Origin of the sequence: Pseudobutyrivibrio sp. OR37, from assembly GCF_900113655.1 — a bacterium.
In the GTDB taxonomy this organism is placed as follows: domain Bacteria; phylum Bacillota; class Clostridia; order Lachnospirales; family Lachnospiraceae; genus Pseudobutyrivibrio.
Genome location: NZ_FOQF01000055.1, coordinates 1 through 7,858 on the forward strand (window position 1 = coordinate 1; position 7,858 = coordinate 7,858).

General features: G+C 39.8%; 7 protein-coding genes and 2 tRNA genes. 4 read left to right on the forward strand and 5 right to left on the reverse strand.

From position 1 onward, the window contains the following. Nucleotides 1–323: 323 nt before the first annotated feature. The 3 genes from BM097_RS15465 to BM097_RS15475 all read right to left on the reverse strand — a co-directional run bounded on the left by BM097_RS15465 (nucleotide 324) and on the right by BM097_RS15475 (nucleotide 2,317). Nucleotides 324–396: transfer RNA gene (locus tag BM097_RS15465), tRNA-Gly, on the reverse strand. Nucleotides 397–523: 127 nt separating this feature from the next. Beyond that, nucleotides 524–1,069 (reverse strand): hypothetical protein, encoded by a 546-nt coding sequence (locus tag BM097_RS15470; RefSeq protein WP_090552483.1) that lies wholly within the window; start codon nucleotides 1,067–1,069, stop codon nucleotides 524–526. An 18-nt stretch (nucleotides 1,070–1,087) separates the two neighbouring features. Beyond that, entirely contained in the window at nucleotides 1,088–2,317 is a 1,230-nt protein-coding gene (locus BM097_RS15475) for an immunoglobulin-like domain-containing protein (RefSeq protein WP_090552487.1), read from the reverse strand. Between the two features lie 207 nt (nucleotides 2,318–2,524). Between BM097_RS15475 and BM097_RS15480 the strand changes: the two genes are divergently transcribed. From BM097_RS15480 to BM097_RS15490, 3 genes are all read left to right on the forward strand, one after another. Beyond that, nucleotides 2,525–3,403, forward strand: coding sequence for a MetQ/NlpA family ABC transporter substrate-binding protein (locus tag BM097_RS15480; protein WP_090552491.1), 879 nt, complete (start codon nucleotides 2,525–2,527; stop codon nucleotides 3,401–3,403). A gap of 146 nt (nucleotides 3,404–3,549) precedes the next feature. Further along, nucleotides 3,550–4,569 carry a methionine ABC transporter ATP-binding protein gene (locus BM097_RS15485; RefSeq protein ID WP_090552495.1) on the forward strand — a complete coding sequence of 340 codons (1,020 nt, stop codon included), beginning with the start codon at nucleotides 3,550–3,552 and terminating at the stop codon, nucleotides 4,567–4,569. After that, nucleotides 4,562–5,221, forward strand: coding sequence for a methionine ABC transporter permease (locus BM097_RS15490; RefSeq protein ID WP_090552499.1), 660 nt, complete (start codon nucleotides 4,562–4,564; stop codon nucleotides 5,219–5,221). Before BM097_RS15485 ends, BM097_RS15490 begins: the two co-directional genes overlap by 8 nt. A gap of 23 nt (nucleotides 5,222–5,244) precedes the next feature. Here BM097_RS15490 and BM097_RS15495 read toward each other — a convergent pair whose 3' ends face one another. Continuing rightward, nucleotides 5,245–5,937, reverse strand: coding sequence for a hypothetical protein (locus BM097_RS15495; RefSeq protein WP_090552502.1), 693 nt, complete (start codon nucleotides 5,935–5,937; stop codon nucleotides 5,245–5,247). A gap of 115 nt (nucleotides 5,938–6,052) precedes the next feature. On the opposite strand from BM097_RS15495, the gene BM097_RS15500 reads away from it, so the two are divergent. Then, nucleotides 6,053–6,125: transfer RNA gene (locus BM097_RS15500), tRNA-Gly, on the forward strand. Between the two features lie 15 nt (nucleotides 6,126–6,140). Here the strand turns inward: BM097_RS15500 and BM097_RS15505 are convergent. After that, nucleotides 6,141–7,505, reverse strand: coding sequence for a tyrosine-type recombinase/integrase (locus BM097_RS15505; RefSeq protein WP_090552504.1), 1,365 nt, complete (start codon nucleotides 7,503–7,505; stop codon nucleotides 6,141–6,143). Between the last annotated feature and the right edge of the window lie 353 nt (nucleotides 7,506–7,858).

The following is a 7,858-nucleotide window of genomic DNA, read 5'->3' on the forward strand; positions in this document are numbered from 1 at the left end:
CGTGAGAAATTTCTTTCAGAATCAATACAGAAAGATTTTGCATTATCTGCAATTGTTTTAATTTGTGACATCAAAAGTTTCTTTACCATTTGTGGTTTCATGTGCGCCTCCCTGAAATTTGTAAATATACTTACAATTTCAAGGGCCGCTTTCGCTACCTCTGAAAATAATCAGTAGCGAAAGCGGCCGCACTTTTCTGCATTAATGTCAACCCTTTATAGAAAAAAGACCCCTGCATCATTCCTGATGCAGAGATCTTTATACATCCCTCTTAACTTAATGACATTGACCCATTTGGATGACCTCATTTTTTATATTAAAAGAGCGCGAGACGGGACTCGAACCCGCGACCCCCACCTTGGCAAGGTGGTGCTCCACCAACTGAGCCACTCGCGCTTATCTGTTGTTTCGTTTGCCTCAACAACAATATGTATTCTATAGTACAAACACCCATAAGTCAAGGGATTTTTTAAAGTTGCAAAGCTTTAAAAAATCCCTCTGTTTTTCAGAAAATTCAGCCTTCTTATTTATTCATTGCACTATCGTATTCGATAGAAATAAGACTGTCACCATCGAAGATAAATACGAGAGTCATATCGCCTTTTTCATACTTCATAGAGCTAGAGTCTTCTTCAGTGGCCTGGCCATAAGCACCAACGATATCTTCACGTGAGCTTGATAAGTCAATGCCCTCTGCTGTAGCAACATTGTCTGTGCGAAGCATTACATAAAGCACCTTATCTACATCGCCATCAGGATATGTCTGGATTTCAAAATCGTTGTAAGTGTAAAGCTTTCCGATACCATCAGCGGCGCAGCTAGGAGATTCGAAGTAGCTGTTTGGCTCACCAAGCTTGTCGATAATTGGAGCAACATCTGCATCTACAGGAATGTCCATGCCATCATAGCTGAATACGTAGCCAGCATCAGCAGTTGCAACCTGCTCAGGGCCAGCAGCCTCAGCATTTGTGTTTGATTCGATAACCTTTGTATCGCTAGAGCTTCCGCAGGCAACCATAGAAAGAGAGATTGCCATAATCAGTCCTAAGGAAATAATTTTGTTTTTCATTTTAGTCCTCCTAAGTATTTATTGTATATGTGGATATTTGCTTGGGTCGTAATTGTGTGTATTCTTGTGCGCATTTGAGTATTCCCACAAATCTGCATCATGCCAGTAGAATATAAGGGTACCGTCAAGCTGGAGATTTGGATCGTAGTGATACCAACCCTCGCCAACATCAATCAGTAACCAGTAGTGACCGCGTGTGTCACGGATTTTTTCGATTTCCATATTTTTGATGCCCAATCTGTTAAGCATAACCTCTGCAGTTTTTTGCTTTACAGTGCAGTCACCAACGCGGTAAAACATGCCCTTGTAGGCAGCAGATAACAAATCATCAATGCCGGCAGATTCAGAGTAGGTGATGTTCTTCACAACCCAGTCAAAAACGGCCTTTGCCTTTTGAAGCTGAGTCATGTTATCAGTGATGATTCCTGAGAGAATTTCATCAGCCTTAGCATTGACTGTTTCTTCAGTGGCTTCAGCAATCTTGGCAGACACAATCTTGATAGTGGTAGTCTTTTCAGAAGTGTTGCCAGCTGCATCAGTGGCAGTATAGGTTACCTTGTAGACCCCTCGCTTATCTGGATTTACAAGGGAAGTGTCTACCTCAAGCGTTGGATTATCATCCTTGTCATCAGTGACGGTTACATTCTTTTTATAAGAAATAGAATCACCTTGAGCAACAGTAAGAGGCTCTACACCAGAGATTTCTGGTGGAGTCACATCATCAACAACTGTGCAAGGAATGGTGCTTTCGGTGGTGTTACCGCCAGCATCCGTCACAAGAATAACTACATCGAACTTGCCCTCTTTAGAGAAATCGTAGGTGTCCTTAAAATCGATAGTACAGTTTGTTGCATCGATTACTGAATCTACTAAATCAGCAGCAGAAGGAGCCTGGGCAGTGGTGTACATTTCCAAGGAATCAGTTGCAAGTGTCACAGCAGGAGCAGTGGTGTCTTGTACGTGAAGTGTGCTGTGATAGGTCTGCTTCCCAAAAATCGGCATCTTCCAATTGATGGTCACCTGGTAGTCGCCAGGTGTGTTCAAATCGAAGCTTGTAGCTTTTGCAAAATCAACGTCACTTGCGTCATGCTTAAGGAATTCTTGGACGCTACAATCCTTTGAGCCTGCTTCAATATACACCTCAGAATAGACTAAATCTGACTGTGTAAAATAGAAGGAGAAACCTGCGATTGCAATTCCCGAAATGAGTATTACTGGGATTAAAATCAATAATAGTTTTCGTTTCATTTGATTATCCTATCTATATAAAATTTTCTTTAAAAATTATAGTCTATTTAATAGAAAAAACAAAGCGGAGAAGTTGATTTTGGTTTTGCCATCAATAAAATTGATAGCTAGTAATAAAATCTAGGTATAATAAGACCCATTGAACTAGGTGATTTAGTGTGATAAAGTCTCAAGCATAACATAACTTTTTAGGAGGAGAGGCAAAATATGAAAAAGAATTTATCAAAGGTAGCAAGCTTATCATTAGCTTCAATAATTACAGCAGGGGCATTAGTAGGTTGCGGTAGCGCAGCAGAGACAAATACAGGTGCAACTGGCGAATCATCCACAGCGACAGAAAATACAAAAGAGCTTGAAACAATTACAGTAGCAGCATCAGCTACACCTCACGCAGAAATCCTTGAGGCAGCAAAGGATGCACTTAAGGAACAGGGGTACGACCTTCAGGTAGCAGTTTTTGATGATTATGTACAGCCTAACGAGGTTGTTGAGTCTGGGGAGTTTGATGCAAACTATTTCCAGCATGTTCCATATCTTAACAGCTTCAACGAGGAGCACGGAACACATCTTGTAGATGCAGGTGACATTCATTATGAGCCATTTGGAATTTATCCTGGTACAAAGTCATCACTTGATGATGTTGCCGAGGGCGATGTAATTGCCATTCCAAACGATACTACAAACGAGGCAAGAGCACTTTTACTTCTTCAGGACAACGGACTTCTTACATTAAAGGATGGCGTTGGTCTTGAGGCTACAGTTAATGACATCACAGAAAACCCATACAACCTTGACTTCGAGGAGCTTGAGGCTGCACAGGTTGCACGTGTTGTAGGAGAAGTTGCTTATGTTGTATTAAATGGTAACTATGCACTTGAGGCTGGATATTCAGTAGCTAAGGATTCAATAGCTTATGAGGCTTCAGATTCAGTGGCAGCAGAGACATACGTTAACATCATCGCAGTTGCTGAAGGACATGAGAACGATGCTAAGATAAAAGCGCTTGTTTCAGTTCTTAGGTCAGATGATATTAAGAAGTTTATCGAGGATACATACGACGGAGCTGTTGTTTTCTACAACAAATAATCCGTGGACTTGACCGAAAAATAAACAAAGGTTAATCTAAATAGAGTGTAGTGGGGTAGGAAGTTGAAACTACCATCGCTACACTCATTTGTTGTTAATAATATGAAGTCATAGTCTGATAATAGATTATGAGGAGAGTGTATACTATGAATGAAATTGTTGTAAAAAATCTTTCAAAGACATTTGCTCAGGGAGAGCAAAGTGTTGATGCGTTAAAGAATATCAACCTTACTGTAGAAACAGGTGATATCTACGGTATCATAGGTATGTCTGGCGCAGGCAAGAGTACTCTTGTTAGATGTTTTAATTATCTGGAAAAGCCTACATCAGGCCAGGTGCTTATAGGCGACAAGGACCTTGGGCAGCTTACAGAAAAGGAGCTTAGAGCAGAACGTAGCCAGATAGCTATGATTTTCCAAAGCTTCAATCTACTTATGCAAAAAAATGTAATCGATAATATCTGTTTTCCACTTCGCCTACAGAAGGTGTCTAAGGCAGATGCCAGAAAACGTGCAAAAGAGCTGTTAGAGGTGGTTGGACTGTCGGATAAAGCAAAGGCATATCCATCTCAGCTTTCAGGTGGTCAGAAGCAACGTGTCGCCATCGCCAGAGCTCTTGCGAATAATCCTAGAATCCTGCTTTGTGATGAGGCAACATCAGCTCTTGATCCACAGACAACAGCTTCTATATTAGAATTGCTTCGTGATATTAATAAGAAGCTTGGCATCACTATTATCGTAATCACACATCAGATGTCTGTTGTATCAGAAATTTGTAACAAGGTTGCTATCATCGAAAAGGGCCAGGTGGTTGAAAACGGATTTGTAGAGGATGTATTTAATCATCCAAAGTCTAGCGCTGCCAGAGAGCTGATATTACGAGGAGATGATACAAAATCCGGAGGTACAGTTGAGACGCTTAATGGCGAGAGAAAGATTCGTATCGTATTTACGGAGAATTCATCATTCGAGCCAGTCATTGCAAACATGGTCCTTAAGTTCCAGACGCCAGTGAATATTCTTAGGGCAGATACCAGAAATGTAGGTGGTGTTGCCAAAGGTGAAATGATTCTTGGACTACCAGAGGATTCGGAGCTTCAGGAAGATATTATTGTGTATCTTAAGGAACGTGGATTAGAGATAGAGGAGGTAACAGGAGATGTTTGATTCACAGGTAATTAATATGATACTAGAGGGAATCAGAGACACTCTTTACATGACAATTGTGTCAACTTTGGTTGCCTATATTTTAGGCCTTCCTCTTGGAATTTGCCTTAAGGTTACAAGCAAGGATGGGTTGAAGCCTAACAAATTTGTGTATGGCTTACTTGATATTTTTTGCAACATTGTCCGCTCAATACCATTTTTGATTTTGTTGATTTTATTGATTCCATTTACAAGATTTGTAGTTGGAAAAAGCTATGGTTCCACAGCAACTATAGTTCCACTTGTGGCCTGCGCTGCACCTTACATCGCACGTATGGTGGAGTCATCCCTTAACGAGGTAGATCCAGGGGTTATTGAGGCTGCTAAATCAATGGGCGCCAGCAATTGGGACATAGTAACAAAGGTTATGCTTGTTGAGGCACGCACATCACTCATCATCGGCGCTACAATCACAACAGGAAATATCCTTGGATATTCTGCAATGTCAGGTACTGTTGGCGGTGGCGGATTAGGTGATATCGCTGTGCGCTACGGATATTATAGATGGCAGACTGATATAATGATTGTTACAGTTATTCTTCTTATTATTCTGTTCCAGATTATCCAGAATATTGGAATGAAGGTTGCTAGCAATTTAGATAAGAGAAAGTAAAAAATGAGCTTCAGTGATTGATTTCACTGAAGCTTTTTTATTAAGAATATGTTTGAGCAGACTGCGCTGATAATAGAGCCTTCTGTGTATTTTAGATATTCGTCAAAGTCGATATAATAAATCTTTCCCCAGGATGAGATTTTTATCATAGTAGGATGATTAGGGGCTGCATCATGTATTACAGCTATCGCATTTACGTAGTGACTGTTGGTGCTAATGGCTGGAATGTACTCGCGGGTCACTGATTTAAAAGTGTATAAGGTTATCTTTTTGCGAGGGCGGTAGAGCGACCAAATAACAGGCAGGTCATTGTTTAGCTGTGATTCTATTTTATCTAGTAAATCAGCATGACCGAATCTACCATTATAAGAAACCTTATATTGCCCCTTTAGGCGTCTATTCATGAAACGGCAGATTTGATTTGGAGTGATTCCGATGGCATATTTTTTGAAGAAGAATTCATGCATGAATAACTTCGTAAATACGATAATTCTGGCAAAGTCATTTATTTGAATTTCATATTGCGATTTTGAGACAATTCGTTTTCCTTCAATGTAGTTGCACGCATCAACAGAAGAGATGATGCCACACCCCTGCCCACTAACGTTAAACCAAGGGGCAGAAGAGAACCAGCCCTGGTTAGAACCATTGCCGATAATAGCGCCTTTTTCATTTATAATATTGATGTATGGACGTTTCAAATTTGTACTTTTCATACTCATAATTGTAGCATGAAAAATTCTGTGAAAAAAGTTTTAAAATATGCTTGACTTATTCGTGTCTATCCTTTAGAATAGCTATTGTTGTTGAGGCAAACGAAACAACAGATAAGCGCGAGTGGCTCAGTTGGTGGAGCACCACCTTGCCAAGGTGGGGGTCGCGGGTTCGAGTCCCGTCTCGCGCTCGACGTTTAGAGAGTCTAGAATGCTTGATAATTCAAGTTTTCTAGGCTTTCTTTTTTTGCGAAAGGAACGATTTTTGGGTGACCCCCAGGTGTTCCCTGAGTGGTAGAACCCATCGCATCCAGCTTTGCTTTCACATCTTCTAGATAATCCTTCTGTGCATAGCTGTAGTACTTCAAGTTAGTCTCAATTGAATGTCCTAACATAGCAGCTCTATCAGCTACAGATATTCCCATAGGAATTAACACATTTGAATTAAGGGACATGCGAAAAGCGTGGTTATTAGTTACGGTAAGTCCTTTTGAACGACATAACCTTCTAAGGAATGAAGTGTAGGCTTCTTCAATAATCCATCTTCCATCTTCATTGCAGAAGATAAATTCTGATTCAATCCCTAGTTTCTTTTGCTTTTCCTTGATTTCACCAAGTAATGATGCAATAGCATTAGTCAGTGGAAACTGTCTTCCGTCCTCAGATATGCCTTTCTCGTTTTTGGTGTAAGGAGCATAATATACTTCCTTTTTACCATCTACGTTTTGAAATAATTGCTGAGAATGAATGTGGATATAGTTTTCGTGGATATCCTCCCACTTTAGTGCACACAATTCACCAACTCTAACACCAGTTTCGATAGCAAATAGCATTGCATATCCATTGATGTAATAATCGCCAAATCGTTTTAATCCTGAATTGATACGTCTTCTAACCTCATCCTTTAACATCTGGATTTCTTCTGGAGAAAAAATCTTTTCTTCGGACTTAGCCTTAGAAGTATCACAGGATTTCATATAAGGTCTGTTTTTAACATAGCTAACAGGATTCTCTACAATAATCTTGTGCATGTAAGCATACTCAAAAATCATATTTAGAATTCCTTTGAAACTAAGAAAAGTCTTTTTCTTTGGAGTAGTCTCAGTGACCCATTCTTGGATGAATTTCTTCAAATCAACTTCAGAAATAGTCCTGATATCTTTTTTTGCAAAATCATCACTTATGAATCGCTTGAAATCACCCCTATTCTTTTCGATAGTTCTAGGTTTTGGATTTTCAGTAACTGCCTTTTCATTTAGAGCGGCATTAAATACTGATGCAACAGAAAAATCCAACAAACCATCAGCGTAGTAGTTATAAAGCTTATCAATAAGCTTGTCATAACTAACAGCCTTAATTCTTTTGCCATCAGCCATAATGGTGATGTAGTAATCTTTTGGATCACCATCGGTTGGTGTGTGATGCTTGATATTACGTGGCTGTCCATCGTTTGTTACATGATTTGAAAAGACCAGCTGGTCACGTAACCTCTGTTGTTTAATGTTCAATAGTTCTAATTCATCTCTAGCACCGCTTGCATCAATGATACCTAGATTAATCTCTGAATTCAAGCTCTCTACATCAGCTTGATAGAGTAAATTCAGTGTCAGTTGGAAGTAGTGAGAGATTCCCTCTTGAAAAATAGGTTCTAGAATTGATGGCTAAAGTTTACCTCTTTTCTGTTAAAAAAGGAAGCCTTGCTTACGCAAGCCATTGATTATTTGAATACCTCATACTTTTATGTATGACAACTAATCCTTCGTTTGCTTGTTGATATTTTATCTGCCTTGAAATGGGTGTCAAGGACTCAGCCATCGGTGCGAAGCATCCTTGACTCCCATTTCTGGGCAGATATCCTGTAATCAAGCAAATGAAAGATTAAGTTTGTGCAAAGCACTTATATTCAAGGCAACACCGGCAGGTG